At 71.0% G+C, this 17,988-nt stretch carries 15 protein-coding genes; 7 read left to right on the top strand and 8 right to left on the bottom strand.

Annotated elements, in window-relative coordinates; translation table 11 throughout:
- Positions 1 to 145: 145 nt before the first annotated feature.
- Positions 146 to 619, top strand: coding sequence for a type II 3-dehydroquinate dehydratase (gene aroQ / locus SSP29_RS13975; protein WP_089100945.1), 474 nt, complete (start codon positions 146 to 148; stop codon positions 617 to 619).
- Positions 620 to 623: 4 nt separating this feature from the next.
- On the opposite strand, the gene SSP29_RS13970 is transcribed toward aroQ, so the two are convergent.
- The 5 genes from SSP29_RS13970 to SSP29_RS13950 all read right to left on the bottom strand — a co-directional run bounded on the left by SSP29_RS13970 (position 624) and on the right by SSP29_RS13950 (position 4,911).
- Positions 624 to 1,376 carry an amino acid ABC transporter ATP-binding protein gene (locus tag SSP29_RS13970; protein WP_150134125.1) on the bottom strand — a complete coding sequence of 251 codons (753 nt, stop codon included), beginning with the start codon at positions 1,374 to 1,376 and terminating at the stop codon, positions 624 to 626.
- On the bottom strand, positions 1,373 to 2,296 hold the full coding sequence (locus SSP29_RS13965) for an amino acid ABC transporter permease (protein ID WP_089100944.1): 924 nt from the start codon (positions 2,294 to 2,296) through the stop codon (positions 1,373 to 1,375). The genes SSP29_RS13970 and SSP29_RS13965 overlap by 4 nt, the downstream gene beginning before the upstream one ends.
- Positions 2,293 to 3,177: an ABC transporter substrate-binding protein gene (locus tag SSP29_RS13960; protein ID WP_089100943.1), complete on the bottom strand. Its 885-nt coding sequence runs from the start codon at positions 3,175 to 3,177 to the stop codon at positions 2,293 to 2,295. Before SSP29_RS13960 ends, SSP29_RS13965 begins: the two co-directional genes overlap by 4 nt.
- 332 nt (positions 3,178 to 3,509) lie before the next feature.
- The gene (locus tag SSP29_RS13955; RefSeq protein WP_089100942.1) at positions 3,510 to 4,166 is read right to left on the bottom strand and encodes an MBL fold metallo-hydrolase; all 657 of its coding nucleotides are present in this window, start codon (positions 4,164 to 4,166) and stop codon (positions 3,510 to 3,512) included.
- A gap of 55 nt (positions 4,167 to 4,221) precedes the next feature.
- Positions 4,222 to 4,911, bottom strand: a complete 690-nt coding sequence (locus SSP29_RS13950; RefSeq protein WP_089100941.1) for a maleylpyruvate isomerase family mycothiol-dependent enzyme — start codon at positions 4,909 to 4,911, stop codon at positions 4,222 to 4,224.
- A gap of 224 nt (positions 4,912 to 5,135) precedes the next feature.
- Here SSP29_RS13950 and uvrA point away from each other — a divergent pair, with 224 nt between their 5' ends.
- Positions 5,136 to 8,165 carry an excinuclease ABC subunit UvrA gene (uvrA, locus tag SSP29_RS13945; RefSeq protein ID WP_089100940.1) on the top strand — a complete coding sequence of 1,010 codons (3,030 nt, stop codon included), beginning with the start codon at positions 5,136 to 5,138 and terminating at the stop codon, positions 8,163 to 8,165.
- Positions 8,166 to 8,351: 186 nt separating this feature from the next.
- Here uvrA and SSP29_RS13940 read toward each other — a convergent pair whose 3' ends face one another.
- Complete coding sequence (locus tag SSP29_RS13940) at positions 8,352 to 9,263, bottom strand: carbohydrate kinase family protein (protein ID WP_089100939.1); 912 nt, start codon at positions 9,261 to 9,263, stop codon at positions 8,352 to 8,354.
- Positions 9,260 to 10,372: a LacI family DNA-binding transcriptional regulator gene (locus SSP29_RS13935; protein WP_089100938.1), complete on the bottom strand. Its 1,113-nt coding sequence runs from the start codon at positions 10,370 to 10,372 to the stop codon at positions 9,260 to 9,262. Before SSP29_RS13935 ends, SSP29_RS13940 begins: the two co-directional genes overlap by 4 nt.
- Positions 10,373 to 10,634: 262 nt before the next feature.
- On the opposite strand from SSP29_RS13935, the gene SSP29_RS13930 reads away from it, so the two are divergent.
- On the top strand, positions 10,635 to 11,063 hold the full coding sequence (locus tag SSP29_RS13930) for a Rieske (2Fe-2S) protein (RefSeq protein ID WP_089100937.1): 429 nt from the start codon (positions 10,635 to 10,637) through the stop codon (positions 11,061 to 11,063).
- A gap of 26 nt (positions 11,064 to 11,089) precedes the next feature.
- Here the strand turns inward: SSP29_RS13930 and SSP29_RS13925 are convergent, their stop codons facing one another.
- A complete protein-coding gene (locus tag SSP29_RS13925) occupies positions 11,090 to 12,037 on the bottom strand; it encodes a hypothetical protein (protein WP_089100936.1) in 948 nt (315 codons plus the stop codon).
- 692 nt (positions 12,038 to 12,729) lie between these two features.
- Between SSP29_RS13925 and uvrC the strand changes: the two genes are divergently transcribed.
- The 4 genes from uvrC to whiA are packed head-to-tail and all read left to right on the top strand — an operon-like array spanning position 12,730 to position 17,955.
- Positions 12,730 to 14,862 carry an excinuclease ABC subunit UvrC gene (gene uvrC, locus SSP29_RS13920; RefSeq protein WP_089100935.1) on the top strand — a complete coding sequence of 711 codons (2,133 nt, stop codon included), beginning with the start codon at positions 12,730 to 12,732 and terminating at the stop codon, positions 14,860 to 14,862.
- Positions 14,859 to 15,911, top strand: coding sequence for an RNase adapter RapZ (gene rapZ, locus SSP29_RS13915; protein ID WP_089100934.1), 1,053 nt, complete (start codon positions 14,859 to 14,861; stop codon positions 15,909 to 15,911). The genes uvrC and rapZ overlap by 4 nt, the downstream gene beginning before the upstream one ends.
- A complete protein-coding gene (locus tag SSP29_RS13910; RefSeq protein ID WP_089100933.1) occupies positions 15,908 to 16,975 on the top strand; it encodes a gluconeogenesis factor YvcK family protein in 1,068 nt (355 codons plus the stop codon). Before rapZ ends, SSP29_RS13910 begins: the two co-directional genes overlap by 4 nt.
- Entirely contained in the window at positions 16,966 to 17,955 is a 990-nt protein-coding gene (whiA, locus tag SSP29_RS13905) for a DNA-binding protein WhiA (protein WP_089100932.1), read from the top strand. The genes SSP29_RS13910 and whiA overlap by 10 nt, the downstream gene beginning before the upstream one ends.
- The last annotated feature ends 33 nt before the right edge of the window (positions 17,956 to 17,988 follow it).

Raw genomic sequence — 17,988 nt, 5'->3', positions numbered from 1 at the left:
CCCAGGGTGATCATGGGTTACGGGGGCGCACGGAGGTGAGACGCCCCGCACAGGAGCCGCCGCACACCGTGATACACCGGACCGAGCAGCGGTCCTTCCCGGGCCGTACGTCTTTCCCATGGATTTTCCACGGACCGGAGGAATCGTGCCCCGCACCCTGGCCAACGCCCCGATCATGATCCTCAACGGACCCAACCTGAACCTGCTCGGCCAGCGCCAGCCCGAGATCTACGGCTCCGACACACTCGCCGACATCGAGGCCCTGTGTGCCAAGGCGGCGGCCGCGCACGGCGGCACGGTGGACTTCCGGCAGTCCAACCACGAGGGCGAACTGGTCGACTGGATCCACGAGGCACGCCTCGACCACTGCGGGATCGTCATCAACCCGGGCGCCTACTCGCACACCTCGGTCGCCATCCTGGATGCCCTCAACACCTGTGACGGCGTGCCGGTGTTGGAGGTCCACATCTCCAACATCCACAAGCGCGAGTCGTTCCGGCACCACTCCTACGTCTCCCTGCGCGCCGACGGAGTGATCGCCGGATGCGGCGTGCAGGGTTACGTGTTCGGCGTGGAGCGGGTCGCGGCGCTGGTCGGCGCCACGACCGCGGACGCGTAGCGCCTCAGAGCCGTCCGGCCTCCACGATCCGCCGCAGGAAGCGCCGGGTGCGCTCCTGCTGCGGATCGCCGAACACCTGCTCGGCCGAGCCGCTTTCGAGTACGACGCCGCCGTCGAGGAAGCAGATCTGGTCGGCGACGTCCCGGGCGAAGCCCATCTCGTGCGTCGCCAGCACCATGGTCATCCCCTCGCCCTTCAGATCACGGACCACGGTGAGCACCTCGCCCACCAGCTCCGGGTCGAGGGCGGCGGTGATCTCGTCGAGCAGCAGCAGCCGGGGCCGCACCGCCAGGGCGCGCACGATCGCCGCCCGCTGCTGCTGACCGCCGCTCAGCCGGTCGGGGTAGGCGCCGGCCTTGTCGCCCAGTCCGAGGCGCTCCAGCAGCTCCCTGGCCCGCTCCTCGGCCTCCGTGCGGGAGACTCCGTGCACCCGCCGCGGCGCCAGGGTGATGTTGTCCAGCACGGTCATGTGCGGGAAGAGATTGTACGCCTGGAAGACCACGCCGATACGGCGGCGCACCGCGTCCTGGTCGGCGCGCGGGTCGGTGATCTCCTCGCCGTCCAGCCAGATCGCGCCGTCGTCGATCTCCTCCAGGAGGTTGGCGCAGCGCAGCAACGTCGACTTGCCGGAGCCGGAGGCGCCGATCAGCGCCGTCACCGTGTGCGGGGCGACCTCCAGGTCCACGTCCCGCAGTACGACCGAATCCCCGAACGCCTTGCGGACGGACTCCATGCGCAGGACAGGCGCGTCGCTCATATGGATCCTCCCTGGGCGCGCCGGCGGTCCATCCGGGCCGTCACCCAGTCCGTGAAGCGGGTCATCGGGATGGTCAGCGCCACGAAGACCAGCCCCGCGATGATGTACGGCGTGTAGTTGAGGCTGCGGCCCACGATGATGTCCGCCGCCCGTACGGCGTCGATCGCGCCGCCGATCGACACCAGACCGGTGTCCTTCTGGAGCGACACCAGGTCGTTCAGCAGCGGCGGCACCTGACGCCGTACCGCCTGGGGGAGTACGACGTAGCGAAGAGCCTGCCGGTTGGTGAGGCCGAGCGAGCGGGCCGCCGCGCGCTGCGAGGGGTGGACGGACTCGATGCCGGCGCGGAACACCTCGGCGACGTACGCGGAGTACGTCAGCGTCAGCGCCGTACCGCCCAGCAGCACCGGATCGACCGTCACGCCCTGCAGGCGCAGCGCCGGGACGCCCAGGACCACGATCATCAGGTTGATGATCAGCGGCAGCCCGCGGAAGAAGTCGGTGTACGCGGCCGCCAGCGCCCGCAGCGGGAAGAACACCGGTCCGCGCAGCGTGCGCGCGATGGCGATCAGCATGCCGAGGACCAGTACGGCGGCACCGCAGATGACGAGCAGCCGGACGTTCAGCCACAGCCCTTCGAGGACCTTCGGCAACGCCTCGCGCGCGTACTGCCCGTTGAAGAAGGTCTCCTTGGTGCGCGGCCAGCCGGGCGCGCTGACGACGACCAGATAGAGCACGACCGCCGTGACCAGCGTCGAGAGCGCGGCGATCGCGGTGGCGCGGCGGGCGCGGGCACGCTTGTAGCGCTCCCGCTCCAGCCGTCGCGCGGAGGGCGCGTAGCCGTCGTCCGGAACACCGGCCGGCATGTCGCCCTTGTCGTCCGCGTCCTCCTGTCCGGACTCGTCCTTCGTGACGGTCACTTGAGCACCGGGGCGTCGACGGCGTCGGAGAGCCACTGCTTCTCCAGCTTCGCCAGCGTGCCGTCCTTGCGCAGCGCGTCGACCGCGCCGCTCACGCACAAGGTGAGGTCGCTGCCCTTGTCGAGGACCAGGCCGAACTGCTCGGGCGTACCGCCCTGGTTCTCGAACTGGCCCACGATCTTCGCGTCCGTCACCTCGGCCGCGGTGATGTAGAAGGCGGTCGGCAGGTCGGTGACGATCGCGTCCACCTGGCCGTTCTTCAGCGCCGACTTGGCCTGGTCGTTCTTGGCGTACACGGCGGGCTGCTGCGACGGCTTCACCACGTCGGTGATGTAGTCGAGGCTCGTCGTGCCGACCTGCGCGCCCAGCTTGAGGCCCTTGAGATCCGCGATGCTCGTCGCCTTCGCGGCCTTGCTGCCCTTGAGCGCGATGACGGCCTGGCGCACGTCGTAGTAGCCGGACGAGAAGTCCACGGCCTGCTTGCGCTCGGTGCTGATGGACACCTGGTTGATGTCGAAGTCGAAGGTCTTCACACCGGGCGCGAACGCCTTGTTGAACGGCACGCTCTGCCAGACGACCGCGCTCTTGTCGTACCCCAGCTGCTTCGCCACGGCATACGCGACCGCCGACTCGAAGCCCTCGCCGTTGGCCGGCTTGTCGTCCTTGAACCACGGCTCGTACGCCGGTTCGTCGGTCGCGATCGTCAGCTTGCCGGAGGTCTTGGTGGCCAGTCCGCCCTTGGCACAGGTGGTTCCGGCCGACGAGGAGGACGTGCCGGACGCCTTCTCGTCCGGCTGCGGAGCGCAGCCGACGGCGGTGGCGAGCAGGGCTATGGTGACGGCGGCGGCAGCGCGACGCAGTGCGCTCGGGGCAGGGTGCATGGCGGGAGAGTGACAGCGAACTCCGCGTTTGTCCAGGTCAAGAGGGTATTTGTCCGCATGCTGGGAACGGGTGTTGCGGTCTTGTGAACGTTGCGCGCGGGGGAGCGGACACGCCGGGGCCGCCGGCCGAGGGCGGGGAATGATGACCGGCGGCCCGTACCGCGCAGGAGCCGTCATCCTGTGCGGGGCTGCCACCAGTTGACTGCGCGACGGCGCGCGCGGGGAGCGTGCGCTGGAGGCCGGCGCGTGCGAACTGTTCACACGGGGCGCGCGTGAAGGAACGCGCGCCCGCCCTCACCACCCGCGGCTGCGTTCACCTCCCGCGCCCGCGCTCACCACCCGCGCGCGTGCCACTCCGGCAGGTGCGGGCGCTCCGTGCCCAGCGTGGTGTCGTTGCCGTGCCCCGGGTACACCCAGGTCTCGTCCGGCAGGACGTCGAAGATCCTCGTCTCCACGTCGTGGATCAGGCTGGCGAAGGCCTTCGGGTCCTTGCGCGTGTTGCCGACACCGCCCGGGAAGAGGCAGTCCCCGGTGAAGACGTGCGGATGACCGTGCGGGTCGTCGTAGACCAGGGCGATGGAGCCCGGGGTGTGGCCGACCAGATGGCGGGCGGTCAGTTCGACACGGCCGACCCGGATCACGTCGCCGTCGCCGACGAGGACGTCGGTGGTGACGGGGATGCCCGGGGCGTCCTCCCGGCCCGCGTACGTCCGCGCGCCGGTGGCGGCGACGACCTCGGCCAGCGCCTGCCAGTGGTCGCCGTGCTGATGGGTGGTGACGACGGACGCGATGCCGTCGTCACCGATCATGCCGAGGAGCGTCTCCGCGTCGTTGGCCGCGTCGATCAGCAGTTGCTCGTCGGTGGCGCGGCAGCGCAGCAGATAGGCGTTGTTGTCCATAGGCCCGACCGCGATCTTGGTGATCATCAGGTCCTTGAGCTCGTGCACGTCCGCCGGTCCGCCGACCGTCACCTCTCCGCTGTACGTCATGGCGATCAGCCTATAGCGGGGAGCGGGCGCCGATGTGCCGCGCGCTGCACGCGGGTTACAGGGGCGGAAGCGCGGGCAGGGCGCCGCCCTTCACGACCAGGGCCGAGCCGTCGCGGCGGCCGGCGAGCCAGCCCAGCAGGTCGGCGGCGGATCCCTCGACGGCGACCGGACCTCCTGGCGCGCCACCGCCCGTCGTCCAGACCCGGCCGCTGTCGCTGCGCAGACCGGTCGACGGGACCTCCTGGTGCCCGCCGAAGCGTTCCGCGAGAAAGTCGATCTCCCGCTCCGTGAACTCCTCCGGCAGGTCCTCCAGCTCGTACCCGATCCCGAGGTCGACATGGTGCAGCTCGACCTCGGCCCAGCGGCGGAACGGCACCCGGGCCGCGGCGTCGGTGACCCCGTTGCGCAGCTCCACCGTGCGCGTCCAGTCCGCGGGCTCGGCCGCTCGGGCCCCGAACCCGGCGTGGCTCTCGCGCAGGTCGTCGAGCTGCACGTCGAGCGCGCGCGGCGCGTCCCGCTCGATGTCGGCGTCCCGTGCCCCGGCGGAGGTGTACATGGGCCGTCCGTCCAGGACGTTGGCGAGCGCGTCCGCGTTGCGGGCGAGGTGGGCCAGGACATGGCCGACCGTCCAGCCGGGCAGCCGTGACGGCCGGGCGCCGGCCGCGTTGTCCAGTGCGGCGACTGCGGTGAGGAGTCGTTCGGTCGCTTCCTGTACAGACGCCAGGTCATGAGCGTGATCAGTCATGGGGCTGACAGTAGCCCCGCCACACCTTCGGGTGAAGGTTTCGCACGAGCTCCGTAAATCGAATGCGCGTGCTATATCGTCGGTGGCGGCGTCGGGCATGCTGGATGGTCCGGGATTGTTGATGCATCCAGGAATCCGACCGGCGTTGTCAGTGGCTCCCCCTAGTCTGAAGAAGCACGGGGCCCTGCCCCTGTCACTTCTCTCAAGAAAGGTGCGGACCGGCTGTGGCCGACCGTCTCATCGTCCGTGGCGCGCGCGAGCACAACCTCAAGAATGTCTCGCTCGACCTGCCTCGTGACTCGCTCATCGTCTTCACGGGCCTGTCCGGGTCGGGCAAGTCCTCCCTGGCCTTCGACACGATCTTCGCCGAGGGCCAGCGTCGCTACGTGGAGTCGCTCTCCTCGTACGCCCGCCAGTTCCTCGGGCAGATGGACAAGCCCGACGTGGACTTCATCGAGGGCCTGTCCCCCGCGGTGTCCATCGACCAGAAGTCCACCTCGCGCAACCCGCGCTCGACGGTCGGCACCATCACCGAGGTCTACGACTACCTCCGGCTGCTCTTCGCGCGCATCGGCAAGCCGCACTGCCCCGAGTGCGGCCGCCCGATCTCGCGCCAGTCGCCGCAGGCCATCGTGGACAAGGTCCTGGAGCTCCCGGAGGGGAGCCGTTTCCAGGTGCTCTCGCCACTGGTGCGCGAGCGCAAGGGCGAGTTCGTCGACCTCTTCGCCGACCTCCAGACCAAGGGCTACTCACGCGCGCGCGTGGACGGCGAGACCGTCCAGCTCTCCGAGCCGCCGACCCTGAAGAAGCAGGAGAAGCACACCATCGAGGTGGTCGTCGACCGCCTCACGGTGAAGGACACCGCCAAGCGCCGCCTCACCGACTCCGTGGAGACCGCGCTCGGCCTCTCCGGCGGCATGGTCGTGCTCGACTTCGTCGACCTCCCCGAGGACGACCCCGAGCGCGAGCGCATGTACTCGGAGCACCTGTACTGCCCGTACGACGACCTGTCCTTCGAGGAGCTGGAGCCCCGCTCCTTCTCCTTCAACTCACCCTTCGGCGCCTGCCCCGAGTGCACCGGCATCGGCACGCGCATGGAGGTCGACCCGGAGCTGATCGTCCCGGACGAGGACAAGTCCCTCGACGAGGGCGCCATCCACCCCTGGTCGCACGGCCACACCAAGGACTACTTCGGCCGCCTGATCGGCGCTCTCGCGGACGCGCTGGGATTCCGCACCGACATCCCGTTCGCCGGGCTGCCGCAGCGTGCCAAGAAGGCCCTGCTCTACGGCCACAAGACACAGATCGAGGTCCGCTACCGCAACCGGTACGGACGCGAGCGCGTGTACACCACGCCCTTCGAGGGCGCCGTGCCGTTCGTCAAGCGCCGGCACAGCGAGTCCGAGAGCGACGCCAGCCGCGAGCGCTTCGAGGGCTACATGCGCGAGGTGCCTTGCCCCACCTGTCAGGGCACCCGGCTCAAGCCGATCGTCCTCGCGGTCACGATCATGGAGAAGTCGATCGCCGAGGTCTCCGGGATGTCCATCAGCGACTGCGCGGACTTCCTGGGCGAGCTCAAGCTCAACGCCCGCGACAAGAAGATCGCCGAGCGCGTGCTCAAGGAGGTCAACGAGCGGCTGCGGTTCCTGGTCGACGTAGGCCTGGACTACCTCTCGCTGAACCGCGCGGCCGGCACCCTCTCCGGCGGCGAGGCCCAGCGCATCCGTCTGGCCACCCAGATCGGCTCCGGCCTCGTCGGCGTCCTGTACGTCCTCGATGAGCCGTCGATCGGTCTGCACCAGCGCGACAACCACCGGCTGATCGAGACCCTGGTCCGGCTGCGCGACATGGGCAACACGCTCATCGTCGTCGAGCACGACGAGGACACCATCAAGGTCGCCGACTGGGTCGTCGACATCGGCCCCGGCGCCGGCGAGCACGGCGGCAGGGTCGTGCACAGCGGCTCCCTCAAGGGGCTGCTGGCCAACGAGGAGTCGCAGACCGGCCAGTACCTGTCCGGCAAGAAGGCGATCCCGCTGCCCGACATCCGCCGCCCGCAGGACCCGTCCCGGCGGCTCACCGTGCACGGTGCGCGGGAGAACAACCTCCAGGACATCGACGTGTCCTTCCCGCTGGGCGTGTTCACGGCGGTCACGGGCGTGTCCGGCTCCGGCAAGTCGACGCTGGTCAACGACATCCTGTACACGCACCTGGCGCGCGAGCTCAACGGCGCGCGGAACGTCCCCGGCCGGCACACGCGCGTGGACGGCGACGACCTCGTGGACAAGGTCGTGCACGTCGACCAGTCGCCCATCGGCCGCACCCCGCGATCGAACCCGGCGACGTACACCGGCGTCTTCGACCACATCCGCAAGCTGTTCGCCGAGACCACCGAGGCGAAGGTCCGCGGCTACCTGCCGGGTCGCTTCTCCTTCAACGTCAAGGGCGGCCGCTGCGAGAACTGCGCGGGCGACGGCACCATCAAGATCGAGATGAACTTCCTCCCGGACGTCTACGTCCCGTGCGAGGTCTGCCACGGCGCCCGGTACAACCGGGAGACCCTGGAGGTCCACTACAAGGGCAAGTCCATCTCCGAGGTCCTGAACATGCCGATCGAGGAGGCCACGGGGTTCTTCGAGGCAGTCCCGTCGATCGCCCGGCACCTCAACACGCTGAAGGACGTCGGCCTCGGCTACGTCCGCCTCGGCCAGTCCGCGACCACCCTGTCCGGCGGTGAGGCGCAGCGTGTGAAGCTCGCCAGCGAACTGCAGAAGCGCTCCACCGGGCGCACGGTCTACGTCCTCGACGAGCCGACCACCGGTCTGCACTTCGAGGACATCAGCAAGCTGCTGAAGGTCCTCGGGGGCCTTGTCGACAAGGGCAACACGGTCATCGTCATCGAGCACAACCTCGACGTGATCAAGACCGCGGACTGGGTCGTCGACATGGGTCCGGAAGGCGGCGCCGGCGGCGGACTCGTCGTCGCGGAGGGCACGCCCGAGGAGGTGGCCGGCGTCCCGGCCAGCCACACCGGCAAGTTCCTGCGCGAGATCCTCGGCGCCGACCGCATCAGCGACGCCAGCTCGGTGAAGGCCCCGCGCAGGACGGCGGCGAAGAAGACGGTCGCGGCGAAGTCCACGGCGAGGAAGACGGCGACCGCCACGACCGCCGACAACACGGCCACGAAGAAGGCGGCCGGGGCCGTGAAGAAGGCGATGCCCGCGAAGAAGACGACGCGGGCCCGCAAGGCCTGAGACTCCGCGTCACCTGCTCCGGCAGATCCAGAACGAGCGGCGTCCCGCGGGAACCTCCCGCGGGACGCCGCTCGTTCCATATTCAGCCGCCCGATCCCCGCGGCCACGACGAACCTTGACTCCTCAACAGCGAGCTCAGCGGAACCGATGGATCCGTCGAACGGGTCCGAAGAAGCCGAACGTCCCTTACAGGTCCCCGAGTTCGGAGGCGTACGGCGGCTCCGCACCCGCCCGGGAGCAGGTGATCGCGGCTGCCCGCGCCGCGAATCGCAGCAGCCTCGTCCAGCCGTCGGCGCCCAGCTCCAGCAGCGCCTCGGCGGACAGCGCGTCCTGAGCGGCCAGACCGTGCAGCAGAGCCGCGTTCACCGTGTCACCGGCGCCGATCGTGTCCACGACGGCGACCTCCTCACCGGGGACGGCGTACACGGTGCCGTCGCGGGTGAAGGCACTGAGACCGTCACCGCCATGGGTGATCACCACGGCCGAGGGGCCCGCCGACAGCCATTCGTGCGGGGTGCCGCCCAGCCACAGCGCGTCCTCCTCCGAGAGCTTGAGGAGAGTCACCGAGGGCAGCCAGTTCTTGAAACGCGCCCGGTAGGCGTCCGGATCCGTGATCAGACCCGCCCGGATGTTCGGGTCGAGTGCGGTGAACAGGCCCTGCCCGGCCGCATCGCGCATCAGCTCCTCGTAGGCGCTCGCCCCCGGTTCCAGGACGAGCGAGAGCGTGCCGAAGGACACGGCGCGGGTCGTGGCGGGGAGACCGGCGGGGGCGGTGAACAGGCGGTCGGCGGTGCCCTCGACGTAGAAGGAGTAAGAGGCGGAGCCCCGCTGGTCGATCGTCGCGGCCGCGAGGGTGGTCGGTTCCGGGCCGCGCTCCACGAGGGAGACGTCCACACCCGCTCGCCGCAGCCCGTCCAGCAGGGCCTCGCCGAAGGCGTCGTGGGAGGCGCGGGAGCAGAACGCGGTGGGGGAGCCGAGGCGGCCGAGGGCCACGGCCGTGTTGTACGGGCCGCCGCCGAGCGCCGGCTGCAGGGCCGCGAGGGCGCCCGTGCCCTGCGGTACCAGATCGATCAGTGCTTCACCGGCGACGACGATCACGAGAGGGATCCTTTCTCGGGGTGCACGGGGTTCTCGGAGTACCTGGGCCGCTCGGACCGCGCGGCCCGTGTGGCTCCAGGCGCCTCGCCGTCCTCCTCCCGGCAGCCGCACGACGTCCGGTGCACGAAGGTGCACGGGAGCCGTACGGTCCGGGCGGGCCGGCCGGGTGAGGCCAGCCGTTCGAGGAGCACGCGGACCGCCTCGGCGCCGAGTTCCCTGCTGGGCTGGGCGATGGCGGTGAGCCGGGGTGAGAAGAGATCGGCCCAGGCGAAGTCGTCGAAGCAGCACAGGGCGATGTCGTCCGGTACGGAGAGGCCCTGCGCGCGCAGGGTGCGCAGGGCGCCGATGGTCATCGCGTTGTTGGCGGTGACGAGTGCCGTGGGCGGGGCGGCGAGCGACAGCAGAGCGGCGGTGGCCTGCTCGGCGCCCGCGGATTCGGAGTTGCCGGGGACGATCAGGTTGTCGTCGGGGGCCAGTCCTGCCAGGGCCAGGCCCTGCCGGTAGCCGGTGATCCGCTCGCCGGTGGTGCTCAGCCCGGGCAGCCCTGCGACCAGGCCGATCCGGCGGTGCCCGAGACCGGCCAGATGGGTGACGAGCCGGGTCATCGGCTCGGTGTTCTCCGCGCAGACCTGGTCGAAGGTCGGGGCGGTGTCCGCGCGGCCGTCGATGACCCGGTCGAGGAGGACGGTCGGTACGGCATGACGGGCGAGGTAACCGAGGAGTGCGCGTGGGTCGGCGGAAGGGGCGACGATCAGGCCGTCGACGCGGCGTTCGTGGAGGAGCTGGACGACCTTGCGTTCGTGCTCGGGGTCGTCGTGCGGGTCGGCGATGAGCAGGCTGTAGCCGTGCTCCAGGGCAGCGGCCTCGACGCCCTGGAGGATCTCCGTGAAGTAGGGGTTGCTGATCGCCGACACCGCGAGCCCGATGGAGCGGGTGCGGCTGGTCACCAGGGAGCGGGCGAGGGTGTTGGGCGTGTAGCCCAGCCTCTCGACGGCGTCGAGCACGGCCTGACGGGTGTGGGGCAGCACCGGGCGGGTCTCGTTCAGCACATGGGAGACGGTCGCCACCGAGACGCCGGCGCTCCGGGCGACGTCGGCCATGGTGGGCATGGAGGCTCTCCTCGTCGCTTCCCGCCCTGGGCAAGGGCTCCTTTTCCCGCTCGGGCCGCCTGGTTCCGCTCGGGCTGCCGTGGGGCCTTCGGCCGGGAAGCTACCCCATGCGACATGGCCGCGTAAACGCTTGCGTAAGCGTTTACGTCCCATTCGGTGAACCGCCGACCCTCACGCCCGGCACCGCGCCCCCCACCCCGAAGCGGGACGATCCGCCCAGGTAGTGTCGTCCCGCACCGTCCCGATCCACCAGGAGTCCCTTGTGACCGCCCGTCCCTCCGCGAGTCGCCGTACCGTCCTGCGCGGAGCGGCCGTCACATCGGTCGCCGGGCTGGGGACAGCCGCCTGCAAGGCACCCGGCGGTGTGGCTTCGGCCGAGGCCACACCGACCGCGCCGGTCGACCTCGGAGCCGAGAGCGAGGTCGCCAAGGGCGGCGCCCGGCTCTACCGGGAGCACAACGTGGTGGTCAGCCGGTCCGCCGACGGCGGGCTGAAGGCGTACAGCACGATCTGCACGCACGCGGGGTGCCCGATCAACAAGCTCCAGGGCACGACGCTGGTCTGCCCCTGCCACGGCAGCGAGTTCGACGCCCTGACCGGGAAGGTGGTGCGGTCACCGGCCACCGAGCCGTTGAACGAACTGCCGGTGAAGGCCGCGGACGGCCGGATCGTGGCGGGACCCGGCGCCTGATCCGAGGGGTGGGGCTCAACGCCGGTTCAATCCCAGTCCCAGCCGATCCCCAGGAGGCCCGGCCGTACCCGGGGCTCGACCAGGTGGACGGAGCGGTGCAGCCCGCTCAGCGGCAGGGTCTGCCGGCCGCTGCGCGGGGCCGCCGCCGAGTGCTGGGCGAACCGGTGGCAGCGTGTCGGCAGCGCGTCGGCGGCGAAGCGCACCTGAAGGGAGTACTGGCCGCCGGGAAAGCCGAAACTGCGGACGTACTCGCGTGAGACACCGGCCGTGCCGTCCTCGACGGCGTAGCGGAAGAGAAAGGTGTCGCCGGAGCGCAGCCGGGTGCCGAAGAGGAGTTCGGCGACCAGGAGGCCGGTCTCCTGGTCCGAACGGACGCGTCCCGCGCGGCAGTTCTCCAGTGCGTGCACGGTCATGTGCTGCGGGGCGCAGCCGGGGTCGCCGTGGTGGACGGCCACGAAGCGGTCGATGCCGTCCCGGTGGGCGCGCACGATGTGCTGGGACTCCCGGGCGGCCAGTTCACGGTGGGCGCCGATCCGCACCCGCTCGTGGTGTCCCAGGGTGTGCAGGCCGCCGTCGAGGGACCAGCCGAGCTCGGCCTGCAGCCGGTCCAGGACGTCACAGGCCTCGATCAGTGAGCGGTACGAACGGGCGGCGGGGCGGCGCACGGCCGGATCCTGGTCGGTCTCGGCGAGCAGCCGGATCAGGGACTCGTCCGGGAGCTGGAGGATCTCCTCCAGCGCGCGGACGGCCCGCAGCGACTCCGGGCGCTGGGGGCGGCGGGCGCCCTGTTGCCAGTAGCTCAGGCTGGTGACGCCCACTTTTACGCCGTAGCGCGACAGATGGTGCTGCACGCGCTGGAGCGGCAGCCCACGGGCGGCGATCGCGGCGCGCAGGGCCACGTGGAAGGGGCCGCCGCGCAGGGCCGAGTCCAGTTCCGCGGTGGCGACGTCCGCGTGCTGTGTGCCGTGCCGCATGCAGGGGGCCTCTCTGTTGGGGGGTGCAACGGCTGGTCAGGCCGTTGTCGAGGTTCGGGGCCACCCCGTCGGCGCCGGGGCGGCCGCACCTGGGCACGCCGCGTCCGCAGGCCGTCGCTCACGGCCCCGAGTTCCCCCGCATTGAAGCGTGTTGACCAATCCCCGACAACACCTTCGGCCGGTCGAGAGAACTCACCTGGCCGAGGCGCGACCCCCGTGACCGGCGGGATCGTGCGGGTGCGGCGGTGCCGCCGTCGGCCAGGAGGCCGGAGATCGTTCGTGGGGAAGGTGCCGATTTGGGGAGGAAGCCGCGCAAGATCCGTCACGACCGGCCCAGCGGCTCCGCGCCGGTCGCGGACCGGGCCCGCGAGTGCGGCATGCCGGAACGGCTCGCAATGGCGCCGAGGTGTCCGATTTCGCGATCCGCTTTCCAGGCGGGCGGTGGGCCGCCGGGGGAGAGGGAGGCTGGGCGCTTGCCCGGAGACGCGGAGACCTCGCTCCGACGGCGGATACCCCTGCCTACGCCGGCCCCGCGAGCTGCCATCGGTCCGCTACCCCTGCCGTCCCTGGGCCGGCCGCCCCCGCTGTCCCGTCGGCTCCGCCTCCCGGAAGTGACCGTCGGCCCTCCGGTCCCCTGGACGGTTGTCCACAGGCCCGTCGCGGTGTCGGTGCTCGCCAGTAGGGTGTGAGACATGGCCGACCCCTCCAGCTACCGCCCCAAGCCGGGACAGATCCCGGACTCTCCCGGGGTGTACAGGTTCCGCGACGAGCACCGCCGGGTGATCTACGTCGGAAAGGCGAAGAGCCTGCGCCAGCGCCTGGCGAACTACTTCCAGGACCTGGCGGGCCTGCACCCCCGCACCCGGACGATGGTCACCACCGCGGCGTCCGTGGAGTGGACCGTGGTGTCCACGGAGGTCGAGGCGCTCCAGCTGGAGTACTCCTGGATCAAGGAGTACGACCCCCGGTTCAATGTGAAGTACCGCGACGACAAGAGCTACCCGTACCTCGCGGTGACGATGAACGAGGAGTTCCCGCGGGTCCAGGTGATGCGGGGTCACAAGAAGAAGGGCGTGCGCTACTTCGGGCCGTACGGCCACGCGTGGGCGATCCGGGACACCGTCGACCTGATGCTGCGCGTGTTCCCGGTGCGCACCTGCTCGGCCGGGGTGTTCAAGAACGCCGCCCGCACCGGCCGCCCCTGTCTGCTCGGCTACATCGGCAAGTGCTCGGCCCCCTGCGTCGGCCGGATCTCCCCGGAGGACCACGGCGAACTGGCCGAGGAGTTCTGCGACTTCATGGCGGGCCGCACGGGCACCTACCTCCGCCGTCTGGAGAAGCAGATGATGGAGGCCGCCGAGGAGATGGAGTACGAGCGGGCCGCCCGGCTGCGCGACGACATCGAGGCCCTGAAGAAGGCCATGGAGAAGAACGCGGTCGTGCTCGCCGACGCGACGGACGCCGACCTCATCGCCGTTGCGGAGGACGAGCTGGAGGCGGCCGTCCAGATCTTCCACGTGCGCGGCGGACGCGTGCGCGGCCAGCGCGGCTGGGTGACGGACAAGGTGGAGGACGTCACCACCGGTGCCCTTGTCGAGCACGCCCTCCAGCAGCTCTACGGCGAGGAGACGGGGGACGCCGTCCCCAAGGAGGTGCTGGTCCCGGCTCTGCCCGAGCCGGTCGAGCCGGTCCAGGAGTGGCTCACCGGCCGCCGCGGGGCCAACGTCTCGCTGCGCATCCCGCAGCGCGGCGACAAGAAGGCCCTGATGGAGACCGTGCAGCGCAACGCGCAGCAGTCGCTCGCCCTGCACAAGACCAAGCGGGCCTCCGACCTCACCACCCGCTCGCGCGCGCTGGAGGAGATCGCCGACGCCCTGGACCTGGACAGCGCCCCGCTGCGCATCGAGTGCTACGACATCTCGCACCTCCAGGGCGACGACGTGGTGGCCTCCATGGTCGTTTTCGAGGACGGCCTGCAGCGCAAGAGCGAGTACCGCCGCTTCCAGATCAAGGGCTTCGCCGGCCAGGACGACGTGCGCTCGATGCACGAGGTGATCACCCGCCGCTTCCGCCGCTACCTCGCCGAGAAGGAGCGGACCGGTGAGTGGGCGGAGGACGGCGCCGAGGACGCCCTCATGGACCCCGGCACCCCTGCCCCCTCCGAAACCGGAACGGAAACCGGAACCGACCCCGACGCCGGCTCGGTCAACGGTTTCAAGGACGAGGACGGCCGCCCCAGGAAGTTCGCCTACCCGCCCCAGCTCGTGGTCGTCGACGGCGGCCGGCCACAGGTCGCCGCGGCCAAGCGGGCGCTCGACGAGCTCGGTATCGACGACATCGCCGTCTGCGGCCTCGCCAAGCGCCTCGAAGAGGTCTGGCTGCCCGAGGACGACGACCCCGTGGTGCTGCCCCGCACCAGCGAGGGCCTCTACCTCCTCCAGCGCGTCCGTGACGAGGCGCACCGCTTCGCCATCACCTACCAGCGCACCAAGCGGGCCAAGCGCTTCCGCGCCGGCCCCCTGGACGACGTACCGGGCCTCGGCGAAACCCGCAAACAGGCGTTGATCAAGCATTTCGGCTCGGTGAAGAAGCTGCGGTCCGCCACAATCGAGCAGATCCAGGAAGTGCCCGGGATAGGCCGCAAGACGGCCGAGACCATCGCCGTGGCCCTCGCCCAGGCGGCCCCGGCCGCACCCGCCGTGAACACGGCGACCGGAGAGATCATGGATGACAGGGAAGACGAGGCGCCCGAGACGACGGCGGACGCCTCGGGGGAGCCCGTACCCGCGGGCGCCCCGGACGATCGACGGGGCCAGGAGAGATGACCGAGCGCGACGCACAGCCCACAGCACAGCGAGATCCGGCGTTCAGCGAAACGCAGGGCGAGCCCCAGGAAACGCACAACGAGGCACGCCAGCATCAGCCGCAGGAAGCGGGAGCGGAAGCGGATGCGGTTCAGGAAAACGGAGGTGAAGTGAGTACGGATGCCACTCCGGCCGGGGTGCCCGAGGCGGCCATCCCCGAGCTGGTGATCATCTCCGGCATGTCGGGAGCGGGCCGGTCGACGGCGGCGAAGTGCCTGGAGGACCTCGGCTGGTTCGTCGTGGACAACCTCCCGCCGGCCCTCATCCCCACCATGGTCGAGCTGGGCGCCCGCTCCCAGGGCAACGTGGCCCGGATCGCGGTCGTGGTCGACGTGCGCGGCCGGCGCTTCTTCGACAACCTGCGCGAGTCCCTGGCCGACCTCGACAGCCGGGGCGTCACGCGCCGGATCGTCTTCCTGGAGTCCTCGGACGACGCCCTGGTCCGCCGCTTCGAGTCGGTGCGCCGCCCGCACCCGCTGCAGGGCGACGGCCGGATCGTCGACGGCATCGCGGCCGAGCGGGAGCTGCTGCGCGAGCTGCGCGGTGACGCCGACCTGGTGATCGACACCTCCAGCCTCAACGTGCACGAGCTGCGCGCCAAGATGGACGCCCAGTTCGCCGGCGACGAGGAGCCCGAGCTGCGGGCGACGGTGATGTCGTTCGGCTTCAAGTACGGCCTGCCGGTCGACGCCGACCTGGTCGCCGACATGCGGTTCCTGCCCAACCCGCACTGGGTGCCGGAGCTGCGCCCGTACACCGGCCTCAACGAGGAGGTGTCGGCGTACGTGTTCAACCAGCCGGGCGCCAAGGAGTTCCTCGACCGGTACGCCGAGCTGCTGCGGCTGATCGCGACCGGGTACCGGCGGGAGGGCAAGCGCTATGTGACGATCGCCATCGGCTGCACGGGCGGCAAGCACCGCTCGGTCGCCGTGTCCGAGAAGCTCGCAGCCCGCCTGGCCGCCGAGGGAGTGGAGACCGTAGTCGTGCACCGGGACATGGGGCGCGAGTGACCGAGCGCACTCCACGGCTGAGCAGGCTGCGCCGGATGGCGCCCGAGTCCCGCGCGGGCCGTCCCGTCGAGGCCCGCGGCGCCCGGCCGCGCCGCCGCGGTGCCCAGCCCAAGGTGGTCGCCCTGGGCGGCGGCATGGGACTGTCCGCCTCGCTCGCCGCCCTGCGCCGGATCACCGGCGACCTCACCGCCGTCGTCACCGTGGCCGACGACGGCGGCTCCAGCGGGCGGCTCCGTGACGAGCTGGGCGTGCTTCCTCCGGGTGATCTGCGCAAGGCCCTCGCCGCCCTGTGCGGTGACGACGACTGGGGCCAGACCTGGGCCCGGGTCATCCAGCACCGCTTCCAGTCCAAGGGCGACCTGCACGAGCACGCGGTCGGCAATCTGCTGATCGTCGCCCTGTGGGAACAGCTAGGCGACCACGTCCAGGCCCTGGACCTGGTCGGCAAGCTGCTCGGCGCGCACGGACGCGTGCTGCCGATGTCCGCGGTGCCGCTGGAGCTGCAGGCCCTGGTCAAGGGGCACGACCCGGAGCGGCCAGAGGAGGTGGACATCGTCCGGGGGCAGGCCACCGTGGCGCTCACGCCCGGCGAGGTGCAGTCCGTCCACCTGGTGCCGCACGACCCGCCGGCGGTGCCGGAGGCGGTCGAGGCCGTGCTGGACGCGGACTGGGTGGTGCTCGGCCCGGGATCCTGGTTCTCGTCGGTGATCCCGCACCTGCTCGTCCCCGATCTGCTCGACGCGCTCACCGAGACCAAGGCCCGTAAGGTCCTCTCGCTGAACCTGGCACCGCAGCCGGGAGAAACCGAGGGCTTCTCACCGCAGCGTCATTTGGAGGTTTTGGGGCGACACGCCCCTAAACTCGCCCTGGACGTGGTGCTGGCCGACGAGGCCGCCGTGCCCGACCGCGACTCGCTCACCGAGGCCGCCAAGCGGCTGGGAGCCGCGGTCGAGCTGAGCCCCGTGGCCCGGACCGACGGTTCACCCCGGCACGACCCGGAGCTGTTGGCCGCCGCGTACGACCGTATTTTTCGGATGCATGGAAGGATCGGCCCATGGCGATGACGGCAGCGGTGAAGGACGAGATCTCCCGGCTACCCGTCACCCGGACCTGCTGCCGGAAGGCGGAGGTCTCCGCCATTCTGCGGTTCGCGGGCGGCCTCCACCTCGTGAGCGGGCGCATCGTGATCGAGGCGGAGCTGGACACCGCGATGGCGGCCCGGCGCCTCAAGCGGGACATCCTGGAGATCTTCGGCCACAGTTCCGAGCTGATCGTGATGGCACCCGGCGGGCTGCGCCGCGGCTCCCGGTACGTCGTGCGCGTGGTGGCGGGCGGTGACCAGCTGGCCCGCCAGACCGGCCTGGTGGACGGCCGGGGCCGGCCGATCCGGGGGCTGCCCCCGCAGGTCGTCTCCGGGGCCACCTGCGACGCCGAGGCGGCCTGGCGCGGCGCCTTCCTGGCGCACGGCTCGCTGACCGAGCCCGGCCGCTCCTCCTCACTGGAGGTGACCTGCCCGGGCCCGGAGGCCGCGCTCGCGCTGGTCGGCGCCGCCCGCCGGCTGTCCATCGCCGCGAAGGCCCGTGAGGTGCGCGGGGTGGACCGGGTGGTCGTCCGTGACGGTGACGCGATCGGCGCGCTGCTGACCCGCCTCGGCGCGCACGAGTCGGTGCTGGCCTGGGAGGAACGCCGGATGCGCCGCGAGGTCCGCGCCACCGCGAACCGCCTGGCCAACTTCGACGACGCCAACCTGCGCCGCTCCGCACGCGCGGCCGTAGCTGCCGGGGCCAGGGTCCAGCGCGCCCTGGAGATCCTCGCCGACGAGGTTCCCGAGCACCTCGCGGCGGCCGGCCGGCTCCGGATGGAGCACAAGCAGGCCTCCCTGGAGGAGCTGGGCGCGCTCGCCGACCCGCCGCTCACCAAGGACGCCGTCGCCGGCCGGATCCGCCGTCTGCTCGCGATGGCCGACAAGCGTGCGTCCGATCTGGGCATCCCGGGCACCGAGGCCAACCTCTCCGAGGAGCTGGCCGACAACCTCGCAGGCTGAGGCATCGTCAACCCACCGGTGCCGACGGCCGCG

Origin of the sequence: Streptomyces hyaluromycini, from assembly GCF_002217755.1 — a bacterium.
Classification (GTDB): Bacteria; Actinomycetota; Actinomycetes; order Streptomycetales; family Streptomycetaceae; genus Streptomyces; species Streptomyces hyaluromycini.
This window is presented reverse-complemented; position numbering and strand designations above follow the sequence as displayed.

Excerpts from the sequence above, each read along its gene's own strand:
- SSP29_RS13970 (WP_150134125.1), bottom strand. The coding sequence starts at position 1,376 with ATGAGCGACGCGCCTGTCCTGCGCATGGAGTCCGTCCGCAAGGCGTTC.
- SSP29_RS13960 (WP_089100943.1), bottom strand. The coding sequence starts at position 3,177 with ATGCACCCTGCCCCGAGCGCACTGCGTCGCGCTGCCGCCGCCGTCACC.
- SSP29_RS13955 (WP_089100942.1), bottom strand. The coding sequence starts at position 4,166 with ATGACGTACAGCGGAGAGGTGACGGTCGGCGGACCGGCGGACGTGCAC.
- SSP29_RS13950 (WP_089100941.1), bottom strand. The coding sequence starts at position 4,911 with ATGACTGATCACGCTCATGACCTGGCGTCTGTACAGGAAGCGACCGAA.
- SSP29_RS13935 (WP_089100938.1), bottom strand. The coding sequence starts at position 10,372 with ATGCCCACCATGGCCGACGTCGCCCGGAGCGCCGGCGTCTCGGTGGCG.
- SSP29_RS13925 (WP_089100936.1), bottom strand. The coding sequence starts at position 12,037 with ATGCGGCACGGCACACAGCACGCGGACGTCGCCACCGCGGAACTGGAC.
- uvrC (WP_089100935.1), top strand. The coding sequence starts at position 12,730 with ATGGCCGACCCCTCCAGCTACCGCCCCAAGCCGGGACAGATCCCGGAC.
- rapZ (WP_089100934.1), top strand. The coding sequence starts at position 14,859 with ATGACCGAGCGCGACGCACAGCCCACAGCACAGCGAGATCCGGCGTTC.
- whiA (WP_089100932.1), top strand. The coding sequence starts at position 16,966 with ATGGCGATGACGGCAGCGGTGAAGGACGAGATCTCCCGGCTACCCGTC.